Origin of the sequence: Streptomyces sp. NPDC002935, from assembly GCF_040611295.1 — a bacterium.
Taxonomy (GTDB): domain Bacteria; phylum Actinomycetota; class Actinomycetes; order Streptomycetales; family Streptomycetaceae; genus Streptomyces.
Genome location: NZ_JBEXNW010000012.1, coordinates 106,721 through 122,921 on the forward strand (window position 1 = coordinate 106,721; position 16,201 = coordinate 122,921).

Consider the following 16,201-nt stretch of genomic DNA (forward strand, 5'->3'; position numbering starts at 1 on the left):
CAGGGGGCCACTCCCCTCACCCCGTCTCCAGGACGAACACGGAGGAACCGTGTCCACGATCGCCGGTGGCCGCGCCGCGCGGCGCCAGACCATGCGCCGAATCCGCCCTCGCCGCTCGCCCGCCGTCCCGCTGCTGATCGCCGTCTGGGCCGGCGCCGCCGCGGTCCTGTGGCTGTGGTGGAACAACACCCCGTCCATCGCGGACAACAACAGCAGAATCCTCAACGCCGGCCGCATCACCGGGCTGCTCGCCGGATATCTGATGGCGCTCGTGGTGCTGCAGATGGCCCGCGTCCCCGCCCTGGAACGCCGGGTGGGATCCGACCGGGTGGCGCGCTGGCACGCGATGACCGGCCGCTACACGATCTGTCTGGTCCTCGCCCACCTCTTCCTGACGATGTGGGGCTACGCCCTCCAGTCCGGCAACGGGCTCGGCGGGATCGTGCAGCAGACCGTCGACTCGGTCAACCAGCTCCCCGACATGGGCAAAGCCGCGATCGGCACGGGCCTGCTCGTGCTCATCGGGTTCATCTCCATGGGCTGGCTGCGCCGGCTGATCCCGTACGACACCTGGTACCACGTCCACCTGCTGACGTACGCCGCGGTGTTCCTGACGTTCTGGCACCAGCTCTCCACCGGCAACGACTTCGCGGTGGAACCCGTCGCCAAGACCGTCTGGTACGGGCTGTACGGGTCGGTGACGGCCCTGGTCCTCTGGTACCGAATCCTTTCTCCTATCCGGCTGAACATGAAGCACCGGATGCGGGTCGAGGCGGTCATCGAGGAGACGCCCGGCATCGTGTCCGTGCTGATCAGCGGGCGCAAGCTGCACCGGATGGGCGCGGAGGCCGGGCAGTTCTTCCGCTGGCGCTTCCTGGCGCCCGGGATGCGTTTCAGCTCCCACCCGTACTCGCTCTCGGCGTCGCCCCGCCCCAACATGCTGCGCATCACCGTGAAGGCGATCGGCGACCACAGCGCCGCCCTGCGTGACCTGGAGCCGGGCACCCGGGTCTGGGCCGAGGGCCCGTACGGCGCGCTGACCGCCGGCAAGCGCAGTCGCGGCAAGGTGCTCCTGGTGGCGGGCGGTGTCGGCATCACCCCGATGCGGGCGCTGTTCGAGACCCTCCCCGGCGCGTCCGGCGACCTGACGCTGCTCTACCGCGCCAACACCACCCAGGACCTGGCCCTGTGGGACGAGCTCGCCGCCATCTCCAAGGAGCGCGGGGCGCGTCTGATGTACGCGGTGAACAGCCCCGACGGCGAGCGCCCGGACATCTCGGCGGATTCCCTGCGCCGCAAGCTGCCCGACATCGAAAGCCACGACGTCTTCATGTGCGGGCCGCCCGGCTTCGCGCAGCAGGTGTACGACGCATTGCGCGGCGCGGGGGTCCCCGCCCGCCGCATCCATCACGAGTCGTTCGAGATGTGAGCGACGGGAGTCAGGAACGATGAAGAAGAGTCACCCCATTCGGCGGTTCGTGCTCGCGAGCGCCGCCACCGTGTCCGGGATCGTGCTGCTGCTCGCGCTCAAACCGGCGTCCGATCCAGCCGCCGCGGCGGCGCAGGGCGGAGCCGCGCCCCAGCAGACGGCGGCCGGGCAGGAGGCGCCGCAGGGCGGCAGTGCTCAGCAGTCGGGTACCCGGACGGTCGCCGGTGACGTGGTGAAGACCCAGTACGGGCCCGTCCAGGTCCAGCTGACGATGAGCGGCGGCAAGATCACCAAGGCGGACGCGGTCCAGGCCCCCAAGGGCGGGACCAGCGACCAGAAGACCGCGTTGGCGGTACCCAAGCTCAATCAGGAAACCCTGACCGCGCAGAGCGCCGACATCGACGCCGTGTCAGGGGCGACCTACACCAGCGACGGGTACAAGCAGTCCCTGCAGTCGGCGCTGGACAAGGCGAAGGCCGCCGGCGGCACGTCGGAACCGTCGGGAGCGGCCGGGTCCTCCGCGTCGCCCAAGGCCCCGGCCGCGCAGGCCCGGATCATCACCGGAAAGATCGCCCAGACCCAGTACGGCCCCGTCCAGGTCCGGCTCAGCGTCACCGGCACCAAGATCACCAAGGCGGAGGCCGTCCAGGCCCCCAGCGGCGGGCGCAGCACGGAGATCACCGGTAACGCCGTACCGAAGCTGAACCAGGAGGCCGTCGCCGCGGGCAGTGCCGACATCGATGCCGTCTCCGGCGCCACCTACACCTCCGCCGGGTACAAGGAGTCCCTGCAGTCGGCCCTGGACAAGGCCGGTGGCTGAGCCCGCGGAGGAGGCACCGCCGGCGCTGCGCCATGCCGAGGAAGTGATGGGCACCGTCTTCTCCTTCGACGTGCGCGGCGGCGAACCGGCCGCCGTACAGGCGGCGTTGGAGGAGGCGATCGCCCGACTCCACCGTGTGGACGAGGTGTTCAGCACCTACCGCGAGGACAGCCAGATCTCGCGGCTGGTGCGAGGAGAGCTCACCGTCGAGGAGTGCGACCCGGAGGTCGCCGAGGTGCTCGAACTGGGCGCGGAGGCGGAACGGGTCAGCGACGGCTGGTTCAGCACACGGTACGAGGGACAGCTCGACCCGACGGGGATCGTCAAGGGCTGGGCGGCCGAACGGGCGGCCCTTCACCTCGCCGCGGCCGGGGCGAGCGGAGTGAGCGTCAACGGCGGCGGCGACGTCCAGCTGTGCGGTGTCCCCGGGCCGCACCGCCCCTGGCGGGTGGGCGTGTCGGATCCGCTCCGCCCGGGCTCGCTCGCCGCGGTGATCTCCGCGGCCGGCGTCGACGAGCTGGCCGTGGCGACCTCCGGCACCGCCGAACGCGGCGCCCACATCGTCGACCCCCGCACCGGAAGGTCGGCGGTCACCGACCTGTTGGCCGTCACTGTGGTGGGCCCCCGCCTGACCTGGGTGGACGCCTGGGCGACCGCGGCCTTCGCGATGGGCTCCCGGGCGGGCCTCGACTGGCTGGAGTCGCTCCCGGACGTGGAGGCCCTGCTCGTCACGGCGGGCGACGAGGTCAGATGCACGGGAGGGCTCGCACAGCGCCTGGGGTGACCGGCGGTCCTTCAGGAGCGCGGATCACCGCACGGCCGGCCCCGCCCAGCCCGCACCCGCACCCGCACCCGCACCCGCACCCGCACTCATGGCATAGACGTAGGCGCAGGCACGCGGATACGACGGTGGAGGCGCACCCCGCTTCGGGGTGCGCCTCCACCGTCGTGTCCGTCAATGATCGTTCTGAGCCAGCCGCAGCAGATGATCGGCCAGCGCCTGCCCGCCCGTCGGACCACGGCTGATCAGCAGCAGGGTGTCGTCCCCCGCGATCGTCCCGAGGATGTCGTGCAGTTCGGCCTGGTCGATCGCCGAGGCGAGGAACTGCGCGGCCCCCGGAGGGGTGCGCAGGACCACGAGATTCGCCGAGGCCTCCGCGGAGATCAGCAGCTCCGAGGAGAGCCTGCGCATCCGCTCCTCCTTCGCCGACTCCCCCAGCGGCGCGCGCGGGGTGCGGAACCCGCCCTCGCTCGGCACCGCGTAGATGAGGTCGCCGTCGTTGTTGCGGATCTTCACCGCGTTCAGCTCGTCGAGGTCCCGGGAGAGCGTCGCCTGGGTGACGTTCAGCCCGTCGTCGGCGAGAAGCTTCGCCAACTGGCTCTGTGAGCGCACCGGTTGCCGGTTGAGGATGTCCACGATCCGGCGGTGGCGTGCGGTGCGGGTGTGCGGCACGGCAGGCCCTGCGTGCTCGTGGTCCTGCGCCTGACTCATCGTCGTCGTCCCATTTCTCGGGATCATCCGTCCCCGTTGGCTGCGTCGAGGATGCCGGGAAGGGCCCTGAGGAACGCGTCCACTTCGTCATCGCCGAGGTTCAGCGGCGGCATCAGCCGTACGACATCGGGGGCGGGCGCGTTCACCAGGAAACCGGCGTCCTGAGCCGCCTGCTGCACCTGGGGCGCGAGCGGCTCGGTGAGCACGATACCCAGGAGCAGCCCCGCACCCCGGACATGGTCGATCAACGGATGGCCGGAACCGTCGCCGGCGCCCTCGATCCCGTCCCGCAGTTTCTCGCTCGCGCGCTTCACGTTCTCCAGGAGTCCCTCGGACTCGATCGTGTCGAGCACGGCGAGTCCGGCGGCGCAGACGACCGGGTTGCCGCCGAAGGTCGTGCCGTGGTGGCCGGGTTTCAGCAGCCCGGCGGCGCGGCCGAAGGCGACGGTGGCGCCGAGCGGCAGTCCGCCGCCGAGGCCCTTGGCGAGGGTGACGATGTCGGGCAGGACACCCTCGTGGGCCTGGTACTCGAACCAGTGGCCGGTACGGCCGATTCCGGTCTGCACCTCGTCCAGGACGAGCAGGGCGCCGTTGGCCGCGGTGATCGCGCGGGCGGCCTTGAGGTAGCCCGGGGGCGGCACGACCACGCCGTTCTCGCCCTGGACCGGCTCGATGATCACCAGCGCGGTGTCCTGGGTGACCGCCTCGGCGAGGGCCTGCGCGTCCCCGTACGGGACATGCGTGACGTCGCCGGGCAGCGGCAGGAAGGGCTCCTGCTTGCCGGGCTGGCCGGTGAGTGCGAGGGCGCCCATGGTCCGGCCGTGGAAGCCGCCGGTGGTGGCGACCATGTGGGTCCGGCCGGTCAGCCGGCCGATCTTGAAGGCGCCCTCGTTGGCCTCGGCCCCCGAGTTGCAGAAGTACACCCGGCCGTCGCGCCCGAAGAGCTGGAGCAGCCGTTCGGCGAGCGCGACGGGCGGTTCGGCGACGAAGAGGTTGGAGACATGGCCGAGGGAGCCGATCTGCCGGGTCACGGCCTCGACGATCGCGGGGTGGCCGTGTCCGAGCGCGTTGACCGCGATGCCGCCGACGAAGTCGAGGTACTCGTTGCCGTCGGCGTCCCACAGCTTGGTTCCGGCGCCGCGGACGAGCGGCAGCCGCGGGGTGCCGTAGTTGTCCATGAGCGAGCCCTGCCACCGCTGGGTGAGCTCTGCGTTGGTCGCGGTGCCGGTCATACGACGTCCCCCGTCTCCTCGTCGTCCGGCACGACCATCGTGCCGATGCCTTCGTCGGTGAAGATCTCCAGCAGGATCGAGTGCTGGACCCGGCCGTCGATGACACGGGCGGTGGTGACGCCGTTGCGCACGGCGTGCAGACAGCCCTCCATCTTCGGCACCATGCCGCTGGCCAGCTCGGGAAGGAGCTTCTCCAGCTGGGTGGCGGTGAGGCGGCTGATCACCTCGTCGCTGTTCGGCCAGTCCTCGTAGAGGCCCTCGACGTCCGTGAGGACCATGAGGGTTTCGGCACCCAGTGCGGCAGCGAGTGCCGCAGCCGCCGTATCAGCATTGACGTTGTAGACATGTCCGTCGTCCTGGCTCCGGGCGATCGAGGAGACGACCGGGATACGGCCGTCGGCGAGCAGCGCCTCGATCGCGCCCGTGTCGATGGCGGTGATCTCGCCCACCCGCCCGATGTCGACCAACTCCCCGTCGATCAGGGGCTGGTGTTTGGTCGCGGTGATGGTGTGCGCGTCCTCGCCGGTGAGGCCGACGGCGAGCGGTCCGTGCTCGTTGAGGAGTCCGACCAGTTCGCGCTGGACGTGTCCGGCCAGCACCATGCGGACGACGTCCATCGCGTCCTCGGTGGTGACGCGCAGGCCCGCCTTGAACTCGCTGACGATGCCGTGCCGGTCGAGGGCGGCGCTGATCTGCGGACCGCCGCCGTGCACGACGACCGGCTTGAGGCCCGCGTGGTGCAGGAACACGATGTCCTGGGCGAAGGCGGCCTTCAGCTCGGCGTCGATCATGGCGTTGCCGCCGAACTTGACGACGACGGTCTTGCCGCGGTGCCGGGTCAGCCAGGGCAGCGCCTCGATGAGGATCTGCGCCTTGGGCAGAGCGGTGTGCTTGCGGGTCACATTGCTCATGAGGAGTACGCGCTGTTCTCGTGGACGTAGTCGGCGGTGAGGTCGTTGGTCCAGATCGTGGCGGTCGCGTCGCCCGCGGCGAGGTCGGCGACGATGTGGACCTCGCGGTAGCGCATGTCGACGAGTTCGCGGTCCTCGCCGACACCGCCGTTCTTGCAGACCCGGACACCGTTGATGGCGACGTTGAGCCGGTCCGGCTCGAAGGCGGCCTTCGTGGTGCCGATCGCGGACAGCACACGGCCCCAGTTGGGGTCCTCGCCGTGGATCGCGCACTTGAGGAGGTTGTTGCGGGCGATGGAGCGGCCCACCTCGACGGCGTCGTCCTCGGTCGCGGCGTTGATCACCTCGACCTTGATGTCCTTGCTGGCGCCCTCGGCGTCACGGATGAGCTGCTGACCGAGGTCGTCGCAGACCGCGCGTACGGCCTCGGCGAACTCCGCGTACTCCGGGGTGACTTCACTGGCTCCGGAGGCGAGCAGCAGCACGGTGTCGTTGGTGGACATGCAGCCGTCGGAGTCGACGCGGTCGAAGGTGGTGCGGGTGGCGTCGCGCAGCGCCCGGTCGAGGGTCTCGCTGTCCACGTCCGCGTCGGTGGTGAGCACGACGAGCATGGTGGCGAGGCCGGGGGCGAGCATGCCGGCGCCCTTGGCCATGCCGCCGACGGTCCAGCCTCCCCCGGACTCCGCCCCGGGGGACGCGCAGGTCACGACCGAGGTCTTGTGCACGGTGTCGGTGGTCTTGATGGCGATGGCGGCCTTCTCGCCGCCGTGCGGGCCGAGCCCGGCGACGGCCAGGTCGATGCCGGGCAGCAGCTTGTCCATCGGGAGCAGCACGCCGATGAGGCCGGTCGAGCACACGGCGACGCTGCCCGCGCCGATGTCACCGAGCGCGTCGGCGACCTTCTCGGCGGTGGCGTGGGTGTCCTGGAAGCCCTTGGGTCCCGTACACGCGTTGGCGCCACCGGAGTTGAGGACGACGGCGGTCAGCTCGCCGCTCTTGAGGACCTGCTCCGACCACAGGACCGGCGCGGCCTTCACGCGGTTGGAGGTGAAGACGCCCGCGGCGGCGCGGCGGGGCCCGGTGTTGACCACGAGGGCCAGGTCCGGGTTGCCGTTCGCCTTGATCCCGGCGGCGACCCCGGCCGCGGAGAATCCCTGTGCTGCCGTGACACTCACGGTGCGACTCCGATCGTGGAAAGCCCCAGCTCCTCGGGGAGGCCGAGGGCGAGGTTCATGCTCTGGACGGCACCGCCCGCGGTGCCCTTGGTCAGGTTGTCGATGGCGCTGATCGCGATGATGCGGTGCGCGGCGGCGTCGTACGCGACCTGGACCTGAACGGCGTTGGAACCGTAGACGGACGCCGTGGCGGGCCACTGCCCCTCGGGGAGGAGGTGGACGAAGGGCTCGTCGGCGAAGGCCTTCTCGTAGGCGGCGCGTACGGACTCGGCGGTGACTCCCGGCTTCGCCTTGGCGCTGCACGTGGCGAGGATGCCGCGGGGCATCGGCGCGAGAGTCGGTGTGAAGGAGACCGTGACGGGTTCCCCGGCGGCCGCGCCGAGGTTCTGGATCATCTCGGGGGTGTGCCGGTGGACGCCGCCGACGCCGTACGGGGTCATCGACCCCATGACCTCGCTGCCGAGGAGGTGCGCCTTGGGTGTCTTGCCGGCCCCCGAGGTGCCGGAGGCGGCGACGATCACGGCCTCGTTCTCCGCCAGTCCGGCCGCGTACGCCGGGAAGAGGGCCAGCGAGGCGGCCGTCGGGTAGCAACCGGGCACCGCGATGCGCTTGGACCCCTCCAGCGCGGCGCGGGCGCCCGGCAGTTCGGGGAGGCCGTAGGGCCAGGTCCCGGCGTGCGCGGAGGCGTAGAACCGCTCCCAGTCGGCCGGGTTCTTCAGCCGGAAGTCGGCACCCATGTCGACCACGAGGACCTCGGGGCCGAGCCGCTCGGCGACGGCGGCGGACTGCCCGTGGGGCAGGGCGAGGAACACCACGTCGTGGCCGGCCAGCACCTCGGGGGTGGTCTGCGCGAGGACGCGGTCGGCGAGGGGCAGCAGATGCGGCTGGAGCGCGCCGAGCCGCTGGCCCGCGTTGGAGTTGCCGGTCAGGGCGCCGATCTCGATCTCGGGGTGTGCCAGGAGCAGACGCAGCAGTTCCCCGCCCGCGTACCCACTCGCTCCCGCCACCGCCGCGCGTATCGCCATGGAACCCTCCTCTTGGATGGCATGACTATACGTTTCGACGCACGTTTATGCAATCTTGCGCCTCGACCGCATCGACGGCACGCGACCGGGGCTCCCACCGGCTCACGGTGAGCCGTACCCCATCGGCGCGGCCGTCGCCCCTCGGACGCCACATGATCGGACCCGAAGAAACAGCACGGGCCCACCGGATGAATCGCGATCAAACCCTGGCATCCAGAACCGGCGTGACGCGGCTCCCGCACACGTAGGCCCCGGGGATTGACTGAGATCCCCGGGGCCTACGTGTGCGGGCGTTGGCCGGCGGTCCTGGCGGCGCGGCTCGGGTCAGGAACGCTTGGCGGCCTGCTCCTCGTTCTTCTCCTTGATGCGGACCGCTTCCTTGCGGACCTCGGCCTGAGTGGCGCGCTCACGCCGCAGCCATCCGGGGTCCTCGGTCTTCAGCGCCTCGATCTGCTCGGTGGTGAGTGCCTCGCTGACGCCGCCGCGGGCGAGCCCCGCGATGGAGACTCCGAGCTTGGCCGCGACGACCGGCCGCGGGTGCGGGCCGTTGCGGCGCAGCTCCTGGAGCCACTCGGGCGGGTCCGTCTGCAGCGCGTTCAGCTCGGCACGGGAGACGACACCCTCCTGGAACTCGGCGGGGGTGGCCTCGAGGTACACACCCAGCTTCTTCGCCGCGGTGGCGGGCTTCATCGTCTGGGTGGTCTGGTGCGAACTCATGGGGTCAAGGGTATCGAGCGCGCGGGCCCCCGCCGACCATCGCCGGTGCGGCACCCGTGGCCACGCCGGGTAATCTGACGTGGTGACCGGCTCCGAAGCATCCCCCTCGTTCAGGCTCGCCTACGTTCCGGGGGTGACGCCCTCGAAATGGGTGCGGATCTGGAAAGAGCGACTGCCCGGCGTGCCCCTGACCCTCGTCCCGGTGTCCGCCGCCGAGGTGTACGAGGTCCTGCGGAGCGGCGACGCCGACGCGGGCCTCGTCCGGCTGCCGGTCGACCGGGCCGACCTCAGCGCGATCCCCCTCTACACCGAGACGACGGTCGTCGTGGTCCCGAAGGATCACATCGTGGCGGCGGTCGAGCAGGTCTCCGGGGAGGATCTCGCCGACGACATCGTGCTGCACCCCCTCGACGACCCGCTGGACTGGGAGCGCCTGCCGGGCAGGCCGGCGCTGGAACGGCCCGCCAGCACGGCGGACGCCGTCGAGCTCGTCGCGGCGGGTATCGGGGTCGTGGTGGTTCCGCAGTCCCTCGCCCGTCTCCACCACCGCAAGGACCTCACCTACCGGACGGTCACGGACGCCCCCGAGTCGCGCATCGCGCTGGCCTGGCCCGAGGACCGGACCACCGACCTGGTGGACGATTTCATCGGCATCGTGCGCGGCCGGACGGTCAACAGCACACGAGGGCGCTCCCAGACCCCGGCCGCGGCGCAGAAGGACCGGAGCACGGCCAAGCCCACGCGCGGGAAGTCGGACGCGGGCGGCGGCGCACGTCGCAAGCCCGCGCCGGGCAAGGCGGGTGGCAAGGGGGGCAGCAAGGCGGGCGGCAAGGCAACGGGCAAGAACCCCCGGAGCAGCGGTTCCGGCGGCCCGAAGGGCGGCGCGAAGCGCGGCAAGCCCCGCCGCAGCTCCTGACCCGGCTCCGGTACTGGACGGAACGGAGAACGGGACGGCATGGGCGAGTTCTGGCCGGTGCGGGACGTGCTGACGTACCTGACCGGGAACTGGCGGGTGGAGCGCACCGTGCGGGACCTCGCGAGGGACGCGGAGGGACGGTTCACCGGCACGACGGTTTTCGGACCGCTCGCGGACGCGGGGCTGCTGCACCACGAGTCGGGCACGTTCGTGTGGCAGGGCGTCGCACGGCCCGCCGAGCGGACACTGCGGTTCCTGCCGGGGCCGGTCCCGGGGACCGCGCTCGTGCAGTTCTCCGACGGCCGCCCGTTCCACGACCTGGACCTGACGAGCGGGCGGTACGTCGCCGACCATCCGTGCTCGGCGGACCTCTACCGGGGCGAGTTCACCGTCCGCGACGAGCACCACTGGCAGACGGTCTGGCGTGTACGGGGGCCCGCGAAGGATCTGGTCCTCACCACCGGCTACGTACGCCTGGACTGAGCGAACACCCCGTCGAAGCGCAGGTTCCAGCGGCCCGCCCGGCCCGTCACGGTGGTCGCCGACAACGGGCGGACATCGATGTTCCAGTAGGTCGACGGCGGTGCCTTGAGCGCGTAGACCAGCGCGGCCCGGACCACCGACGGCTCGGCCACCGCGACGATGGTGCCGCCTTCGTCCGCGGGCCGGGTGTCGAGCCACGAGCCGACGCGGGAGATGAAGGACAGCAGGCACTCGCCGCCGTGCGGCGTGGAGCGCGGATCGGCCAGCCAGGCGTCCACGGCCTCGGGCTCGCGGGCCATGGCCTCACCCAGGGTGAAGCCGCGCCAGCGGCCCATGTCGCAGTCGCGCAGGGCGAGCTGGACCAGGGGGGCATAGCCGAGGGCGTCACCGGTGGCCCGGCTCCGGGGCGTCGGCGAGCAGTAGCGCAGCTCGGCCGCGGCCAGCGGCACCAGCCCGCCCGCGGCGCGCTGCACTTCTTCCCAGCCCGCCTGGTCCAGCGGCCGGTCGTCCTCGAAGCGGTCCGCGAGCAGCGAGGAGCTGCGCGCGGCGGCGACGAACGTGACCCGATGCATGCGCAGATCGTGGAGCGCGGGACTCCGCAGGTCAAGGGTGTTACGCAGAGTATCCGACTGTTCACTGGCGCGTCGGCTCCCGCCGGTGCGCCGGCTGACCCGGCGTGCGTGATCCGATCTCCTCGCCGAAGCGGTCCCGGGCGGGCGGGGGCAGGCGCGGCGACCGTGAGGCGCGGGATGCGGGGCGGCCCGAGAGATCCGAGGTCGGGGCTCCGCCCTCTGCGGGGCGAGGATCGAGGCCGGGCTCCGCCCGCCGTGGGCTTCGGCTGGGGTTCGGCACGGCCCGGGTCAGGCCCGTACCTCCTCGTAGGCCGCCGTCAGTCTGCGAACCCCCTCCGTGATCTCCTCCGTCCCGGCCACCGCCGCGAAGCTCAACCGGATCTGGGCGGCCGGGGGTTCGGCGCTGAAGTAGGGGCGGCCGGGTGTGACGGCCACGCCCGCGCGGAGGGCGGCGGCGACGAGCGCGGACTCGTCGGTCCCGTCGGGCAGCCGGACCCAGAGGTGGTAGCCGCCGAACGGGATGTGGGGCAGGGCGAGTTCGGGGAGCCGCAGCCGCAACGCGGCGGTCATGGTGTCGCGCCGGACCTTCAACTCGGCGGAAACCGTGCGGAGATGGCGCGGCCAGGCCGGCGAGCCGACGAGTTCGAGCGCGGCCTCCTGGAGCGGGCGCGGCACGAAGAAGGTGTCGACGACCTGGATGGCGCGCAGCCGTTCGAGCACCGGACCGCGCGCGGCCAGCGCGCTCACCCGGAAGCTCGGCGAGGTCGCCTTGGTCAGCGAGCCGACGTGCACCACCACTCCGTCCGGGTCCTCGGCGGCCAGCGGACGCGGCAGCGGGCCCGCGTCCTCGTGCACCAGGCGGCGTACGAAATCGTCCTCGACGACGAAGGCTCCGGCGTCGCGCGCGATGCGCAGCACCTCGCCCCGCCGCTCGGGCGCGAGCACGGCGCCGGTCGGATTCTGGAACAGCGGCTGGCAGACGAAGACCCGGGCGCCGGTCGCCCGGAAGGCGTCGGCGAGGAGCGCGGGCTTCACCCCGTCGGGATCCACCGGGACCGGAACGGGGCGAAGGCCCGCGGCGCGGGCGATGGCCAGCATGCCCGGATACGTGGGTGACTCGACGAGGACCGGGGCGCCGGGAGGCGCGAGCGCGCGCAGAGCGGTCGTCAGGGCGGACTGGCCGCCCGCGGTGACCAGCACCTCGGCGGCGCCGATCGCGCCGCCGATCCCCCGCGCGAACCACTCGCGCAGTTCCGGCAGACCCTCCATGGGCGGCCTGGACCACGCGCCGGGGCGGCGGCCCGCCCGGGAGAGGGCGGCGCCCATCGCCCGCTCCGGCTGGAGCGAGGGGTGCAGATAGCCGCCGTTGAACTCGACGACACCGGGCGGTGGCGCGGCGAGCGAGGCGAGAACGCCGGACGCGTCCACGGTGCGCGGGACGAGTTCGGTCGCGGCGTCCGCGCTGAGCGCGACCTCCTGCCACGACGTGTCCCCGGTGGACGCGGTGGCGGCCCGGGGCTGTGCCCGGAAGGCGCCCGCGCCGGGCCGGGTGACCACGAGTCCCTCGGCGGCCAGCTGCGCCAGCGCCCGCGACACTGTCACCGGACTCACGCGGAACCGCTCGACGAGCGCCCGGCTCGACGGCAGCTTTCCACCTGGAGAGTAGCGGTTCAGTTCCTGCCGCAGCCGATTCGCCAGATCGTCCACACTGCTACGCTCATGCATGAGAGCAGAGAGTAGCGCTATCGACGGGACCGGGATAGCGGTCAGCACCGGCACCGAGCTCACGTCCCCCGCGCACGCCATGTCCCCCGCGCACGCCGGGACCGGCCGGTCCACGGCGGATACGTACGCCGAACGGGGCGGGACCCCGGCCGGATCGCCCGGCCGGACCGCCGGATCCGCGGCGGGCACCCCGCGCCGGACCCCCTCGCCGACGGACCGCCGCTCCGGCACCCTCCAGGCGGCCCTCGGCGTCACCGCCTTCTCCCTCACCTTTCCCGCCACCGCCTGGGGCCTGCAGGGCTTCGGCCCCTGGTCCCTGGTGGCCGTGCGCTGTGTCCTCGCGGCGGTCGTCGCGGGCGGCTGCCTCCTCGCGCTGCGGGTCCCCGTTCCGGCCCGGCGGCACCTGGCGGGCCTCGCCGTCGTCGCCGCCGGTGTCGTCCTCGGCTTCCCTCTGCTGACGACACTCGCCCTCAGGACGTCGACCACCGCCCACGCCGCCGTCGTCGTCGGGCTGCTGCCGCTGACGACGGCCCTGTTCTCGGCGCTGCGCACCGGCGCACGGCCGTCGCGGATGTTCTGGCTGGCGGCCTGCGCGGGCGCAGCCGCCGTGATCGCGTTCACCGTGCAGCAGAGCGGTGGAGCCCTGACCGGTGCGGACGCCTATCTGTTCGCGGCGCTGCTGATCTGCGCCGCGGGCTACACCGAGGGCGGCCGGCTCGCCCGCCTGATGCCGGGCTGGCAGGTCATCGGCTGGGCGCTGGTCCTGTGTCTGCCGCTCAGCGTCCCGGGCGCGCTGGTGGCGCTGTCGTACGAGCCGGTGCGGCTGACGGCGCACAGTGTGACCGGGGTGCTGTGGGTCGCGGTCGGTTCGCAGTTCCTCGGTCTGGTCCTCTGGTACCGGGGGATGGCGTCGATCGGGATCCCGAAGGCCAGCCAGTTGCAGCTCGCCCAGCCGCTGCTCACACTGGTGTGGTCGGTACTGCTCCTGGGCGAGCGGCTCACACCGGCGGCACCCCTGACGGCTGCCGCCGTTCTCGTCTGCATCGCTCTCACCCAGCGGGCCCGGGGCTGACCCGCACGCACGGGCCGGGCCAACCCGCCTCGCCGGCCGTAGACTTGAGACCACGAACCGTTACTCCCGTACAGGACGAGGAGACCGTTCAGATGCACGCAACCAAAGGCGACCAGCTGGTGCAGCACGGCAGGGTTGTCGGCCAGCACGACAAGGTCGCGGAGATCACCGAGGTCATGGGAGCGGAAGGCGCTCCCCCCTACCGCGTGCGGTTCGAGGACGGTCACGAGGCCGTGTGCTCGCCGGGCCCGGACACCGAGATCCGCCACAAGGACATGCCGCAGTAGGACGAACCGAACGGGCGCCGGGAGGCCGGCGGGCTCTCAGCGCGGGGGCTGCGCCGGCCGCCGGTAGTGGTCGGCGACGATCCGTGCCATCGCGCCGAAGCGGTCGGCGCCGACTTCCGTCGCCGAGAAGAAGACATGCCCTCGCACCTCGGCGTGGTCGCGGGCGAACGTGAGATGCCGGGAGAGTTCGGCGGGGTCCTGCCAGGCCGCCGGCTGCCCCGGGGCGCCCGCCTTGTACAGCGCCTCCCCCGCGTACAGCTGCACGCCCGTCCCCCGGGCGACCCGCGCCCACCAGGGCAGCAGCTTCGCGTAGTCGGCGGCGGCGAAGCCGAGGTTCCAGTACAGCTGAGGGCAGATGTAGTCGATCCAGTGCTCCCTGACCCATTTCCTGGTGTCCGCGTACAGATCGTCGTACGTCTCGACACCGGCCCGCGTCGCCGAGCCGAGCGGGTCGCTCGCCGCGTTGCGCCAGACCCCGAAGGGGCTGATCCCGAAGCGGACCCCGGGGCGGACCTTCTTGATGGCCGCCGCCATCTCCAGCACCAGCCGGTCGGTGTTGTGGCGCCGCCAGGCCGCCCGGTTCGGGTGGCCGGCGCCGTGTTCGGCGTACGCCACGTCGTCGTCGAAGGCCTCACCGGCCACGGGGTACGGATAGAAGTAGTCGTCCCAGTGCACGCCGTCGACCGGGTACCGGCGCACCGCGTCGAGCATCGCGGCCTGGACGAACGCCCGGACCGGGGGCAGCCCGGGGTTGTAGTAGAGCTTCCCGCCGTACCGCACGACCCAGTCCGGGTGGACGCGGGCGGGGTGCGAGGCGGCGAGCCTGCCGGGGTCCGGCTGTGACGAGACGCGGTACGGGTTGAACCAGGCGTGCAGTTCCAGACCGCGCGCATGGGCCTCCCGCACGGCGGTGCCCAGCGGGTCCCAGCCGGGGTCCTTGCCCTGGACGCCGGTCAGGTATTGGGACCAGGGCTCGTACGGCGAGGGCCACAGCGCGTCGGCGGCGGGACGGACCTGGAGAATCACCGTGTTGAGGCGCAGGCGTACCGCCGTGTCGAGGTGGGCGAGGAGTTCGGCGCGCTGGCGCGCTGCGCTCAGGCCGGCGCGGGAGGGCCAGTCGCGCTGCGAGGCGGTCGCGATCCACATGCCCCGCACGGCACGCGGGGCCCGGAGCGGCCGGTGCGGCGAGGCCGGGCCCGGGGCGGCCGCGGCGTCCCCCGCCGTACCGAGTCCCGACAGCGTCGCCAGCGCGGCCGCCGCGAACGCCCGGCGTGGCAGTCGACCCATCTCCGAACCCCTTACGCTGCGCATCCGCCCGGCCACGGATCGTCTCGCTGTCCAGCATGCCCCACCCCAACGATCGATCATCGATACTTGGGGGTAACGTGCACGTTCGGAGCAGGCACCGAACAACGGAGGACCTGCCAGGCCGTGCGGATCAGCGAAGGGGACGATGTGACCGACATCGAACGCGTCGGAGTGGTGGGCTGCGGCCAGATGGGAGCGGGCATTGCCGAGGTGTGCGCCCGCGCCGGCCTCGACGTCAAGGTCGCCGAGACCACGGGCGAGGCCCTGGAGATCGGCCGGACCCGGCTCTTCTCCTCCCTGTCCAAGGCGGCCGAGCGCGGAAAGATCTCCGAGGAAGAGCTCAAGGCCACCCAGGACCGGCTGAGCTTCACCACGGACCTCGGCGAGTTCGCCGACCGCGACCTGGTGATCGAGGCCGTCGTGGAGAACGAGCAGGTGAAGACCGAGATCTTCCAGGTACTCGATCAGGTGGTGACCAGGCCGGACGCCATCCTCGCCTCCAACACCTCCTCGATCCCGCTGGTGAAGCTGGCCGTCGCGACCTCGCGTCCCGACCAGGTCATCGGCATCCACTTCTTCAACCCGGCCCCGGTGCAGCAGCTCGTGGAGCTGATCCCGGCGCTGACCACTTCCGAGGGCACCATCGGCCGCGCCCAGCTGTTCGCCGAGAAGGCGCTCGGCAAGCACGCGATCCGCGCCCAGGACCGCTCGGGCTTCGTCGTCAACGCGCTGCTGATCCCCTATCTCCTGTCCGCGATCCGGATGTTCGAGTCGGGTATCGCGAGCCGTGAGGACATCGACAACGGCATGGAGATGGGCTGCGCCCACCCGATGGGCCCGCTCAAGCTGTCCGACCTGATCGGTCTCGACACGGTGGCCTCGGTCGCGTACTCGATGTACGAGGAGTACAAGGAGCCGCTGTACGCCGCTCCCCCGCTGCTCCAGCGCATGGTGGACGCGGGACGCCTGGGCCGGAAGTCGGGCTCGGGGTTCTACACGTACGGCCAGTGACAGCGGAGCGCTGACTACGTTCCGTA

At 72.0% G+C, this 16,201-nt stretch carries 17 protein-coding genes; 8 read left to right on the forward strand and 9 right to left on the reverse strand.

Annotated features, from left to right (window positions below; all coding sequences use genetic code 11):
* The first annotated feature begins 91 nt into the window (after window positions 1-91).
* Genes ABZX90_RS18440 through ABZX90_RS18450 form a run of 3 tightly spaced genes read left to right on the forward strand, consistent with a single transcriptional unit; the run spans window position 92 to window position 3,033 of the window.
* Window positions 92-1,429, forward strand: coding sequence for a ferredoxin reductase family protein (locus ABZX90_RS18440; RefSeq protein WP_351134945.1), 1,338 nt, complete (start codon window positions 92-94; stop codon window positions 1,427-1,429).
* A gap of 19 nt (window positions 1,430-1,448) precedes the next feature.
* Window positions 1,449-2,249, forward strand: a complete 801-nt coding sequence (locus ABZX90_RS18445) for an FMN-binding protein (RefSeq protein WP_355206048.1) — start codon at window positions 1,449-1,451, stop codon at window positions 2,247-2,249.
* Complete coding sequence (locus tag ABZX90_RS18450) at window positions 2,242-3,033, forward strand: FAD:protein FMN transferase (protein ID WP_355206051.1); 792 nt, start codon at window positions 2,242-2,244, stop codon at window positions 3,031-3,033. The genes ABZX90_RS18445 and ABZX90_RS18450 overlap by 8 nt, the downstream gene beginning before the upstream one ends.
* A 171-nt stretch (window positions 3,034-3,204) precedes the next feature.
* On the opposite strand, the gene ABZX90_RS18455 is transcribed toward ABZX90_RS18450, so the two are convergent.
* From ABZX90_RS18455 to ABZX90_RS18480, 6 genes are all read right to left on the reverse strand, one after another.
* A complete protein-coding gene (locus ABZX90_RS18455; RefSeq protein WP_351135320.1) occupies window positions 3,205-3,741 on the reverse strand; it encodes an arginine repressor in 537 nt (178 codons plus the stop codon).
* A 23-nt stretch (window positions 3,742-3,764) separates the two neighbouring features.
* On the reverse strand, window positions 3,765-4,973 hold the full coding sequence (locus ABZX90_RS18460) for an acetylornithine transaminase (RefSeq protein ID WP_351135318.1): 1,209 nt from the start codon (window positions 4,971-4,973) through the stop codon (window positions 3,765-3,767).
* The gene (gene argB, locus ABZX90_RS18465; RefSeq protein WP_351135316.1) at window positions 4,970-5,884 is read right to left on the reverse strand and encodes an acetylglutamate kinase; all 915 of its coding nucleotides are present in this window, start codon (window positions 5,882-5,884) and stop codon (window positions 4,970-4,972) included. The genes ABZX90_RS18460 and argB overlap by 4 nt, the downstream gene beginning before the upstream one ends.
* The gene (argJ, locus tag ABZX90_RS18470; protein WP_355206055.1) at window positions 5,881-7,059 is read right to left on the reverse strand and encodes a bifunctional glutamate N-acetyltransferase/amino-acid acetyltransferase ArgJ; all 1,179 of its coding nucleotides are present in this window, start codon (window positions 7,057-7,059) and stop codon (window positions 5,881-5,883) included. Before argJ ends, argB begins: the two co-directional genes overlap by 4 nt.
* Window positions 7,056-8,084, reverse strand: coding sequence for an N-acetyl-gamma-glutamyl-phosphate reductase (gene argC / locus ABZX90_RS18475; RefSeq protein ID WP_355206058.1), 1,029 nt, complete (start codon window positions 8,082-8,084; stop codon window positions 7,056-7,058). The genes argJ and argC overlap by 4 nt, the downstream gene beginning before the upstream one ends.
* 324 nt (window positions 8,085-8,408) lie before the next feature.
* The gene (locus ABZX90_RS18480; protein ID WP_351127132.1) at window positions 8,409-8,801 is read right to left on the reverse strand and encodes a DUF5997 family protein; all 393 of its coding nucleotides are present in this window, start codon (window positions 8,799-8,801) and stop codon (window positions 8,409-8,411) included.
* A gap of 82 nt (window positions 8,802-8,883) precedes the next feature.
* Between ABZX90_RS18480 and ABZX90_RS18485 the strand changes: the two genes are divergently transcribed.
* Both ABZX90_RS18485 and ABZX90_RS18490 read left to right on the forward strand, forming a co-directional pair.
* A complete protein-coding gene (locus ABZX90_RS18485) occupies window positions 8,884-9,717 on the forward strand; it encodes a LysR family transcriptional regulator substrate-binding protein (protein ID WP_351127134.1) in 834 nt (277 codons plus the stop codon).
* A gap of 39 nt (window positions 9,718-9,756) precedes the next feature.
* Window positions 9,757-10,200 carry a DUF6314 family protein gene (locus ABZX90_RS18490; RefSeq protein ID WP_351127136.1) on the forward strand — a complete coding sequence of 148 codons (444 nt, stop codon included), beginning with the start codon at window positions 9,757-9,759 and terminating at the stop codon, window positions 10,198-10,200.
* Here ABZX90_RS18490 and ABZX90_RS18495 read toward each other — a convergent pair.
* Window positions 10,182-10,772, reverse strand: coding sequence for a histidine phosphatase family protein (locus ABZX90_RS18495; RefSeq protein WP_351127138.1), 591 nt, complete (start codon window positions 10,770-10,772; stop codon window positions 10,182-10,184). The genes ABZX90_RS18490 and ABZX90_RS18495 overlap by 19 nt on opposite strands.
* A gap of 288 nt (window positions 10,773-11,060) precedes the next feature.
* Entirely contained in the window at window positions 11,061-12,497 is a 1,437-nt protein-coding gene (locus ABZX90_RS18500) for a PLP-dependent aminotransferase family protein (protein WP_355206063.1), read from the reverse strand.
* Between ABZX90_RS18500 and ABZX90_RS18505 the strand changes: the two genes are divergently transcribed.
* The gene (locus ABZX90_RS18505; protein ID WP_355206066.1) at window positions 12,496-13,569 is read left to right on the forward strand and encodes a DMT family transporter; all 1,074 of its coding nucleotides are present in this window, start codon (window positions 12,496-12,498) and stop codon (window positions 13,567-13,569) included. The two genes, ABZX90_RS18500 and ABZX90_RS18505, sit on opposite strands and share 2 nt — an antisense overlap.
* A gap of 92 nt (window positions 13,570-13,661) precedes the next feature.
* On the forward strand, window positions 13,662-13,856 hold the full coding sequence (locus ABZX90_RS18510) for a DUF1918 domain-containing protein (RefSeq protein ID WP_351127143.1): 195 nt from the start codon (window positions 13,662-13,664) through the stop codon (window positions 13,854-13,856).
* A gap of 36 nt (window positions 13,857-13,892) precedes the next feature.
* Here the strand turns inward: ABZX90_RS18510 and ABZX90_RS18515 are convergent, their stop codons facing one another.
* Complete coding sequence (locus ABZX90_RS18515; protein ID WP_355206069.1) at window positions 13,893-15,143, reverse strand: family 10 glycosylhydrolase; 1,251 nt, start codon at window positions 15,141-15,143, stop codon at window positions 13,893-13,895.
* Window positions 15,144-15,311: 168 nt separating this feature from the next.
* Here ABZX90_RS18515 and ABZX90_RS18520 point away from each other — a divergent pair, with 168 nt between their 5' ends.
* A complete protein-coding gene (locus ABZX90_RS18520; RefSeq protein WP_351127147.1) occupies window positions 15,312-16,175 on the forward strand; it encodes a 3-hydroxybutyryl-CoA dehydrogenase in 864 nt (287 codons plus the stop codon).
* Window positions 16,176-16,201: the final 26 nt, after the last annotated feature.

Coding starts and splice junctions, on each gene's coding strand:
- ABZX90_RS18455 (WP_351135320.1), bottom strand. CDS start 3,741: ATGAGTCAGGCGCAGGACCACGAGCACGCAGGGCCTGCCGTGCCGCAC.
- ABZX90_RS18500 (WP_355206063.1), bottom strand. CDS start 12,497: ATGCATGAGCGTAGCAGTGTGGACGATCTGGCGAATCGGCTGCGGCAG.
- ABZX90_RS18480 (WP_351127132.1), bottom strand. CDS start 8,801: ATGAGTTCGCACCAGACCACCCAGACGATGAAGCCCGCCACCGCGGCG.
- ABZX90_RS18495 (WP_351127138.1), bottom strand. CDS start 10,772: ATGCATCGGGTCACGTTCGTCGCCGCCGCGCGCAGCTCCTCGCTGCTC.
- ABZX90_RS18505 (WP_355206066.1), top strand. CDS start 12,496: ATGAGAGCAGAGAGTAGCGCTATCGACGGGACCGGGATAGCGGTCAGC.
- ABZX90_RS18445 (WP_355206048.1), top strand. CDS start 1,449: ATGAAGAAGAGTCACCCCATTCGGCGGTTCGTGCTCGCGAGCGCCGCC.
- ABZX90_RS18515 (WP_355206069.1), bottom strand. CDS start 15,143: ATGGGTCGACTGCCACGCCGGGCGTTCGCGGCGGCCGCGCTGGCGACG.
- ABZX90_RS18440 (WP_351134945.1), top strand. CDS start 92: ATGCGCCGAATCCGCCCTCGCCGCTCGCCCGCCGTCCCGCTGCTGATC.
- argB (WP_351135316.1), bottom strand. CDS start 5,884: ATGAGCAATGTGACCCGCAAGCACACCGCTCTGCCCAAGGCGCAGATC.
- ABZX90_RS18490 (WP_351127136.1), top strand. CDS start 9,757: ATGGGCGAGTTCTGGCCGGTGCGGGACGTGCTGACGTACCTGACCGGG.
- ABZX90_RS18460 (WP_351135318.1), bottom strand. CDS start 4,973: ATGACCGGCACCGCGACCAACGCAGAGCTCACCCAGCGGTGGCAGGGC.
- argC (WP_355206058.1), bottom strand. CDS start 8,084: ATGGCGATACGCGCGGCGGTGGCGGGAGCGAGTGGGTACGCGGGCGGG.
- ABZX90_RS18510 (WP_351127143.1), top strand. CDS start 13,662: ATGCACGCAACCAAAGGCGACCAGCTGGTGCAGCACGGCAGGGTTGTC.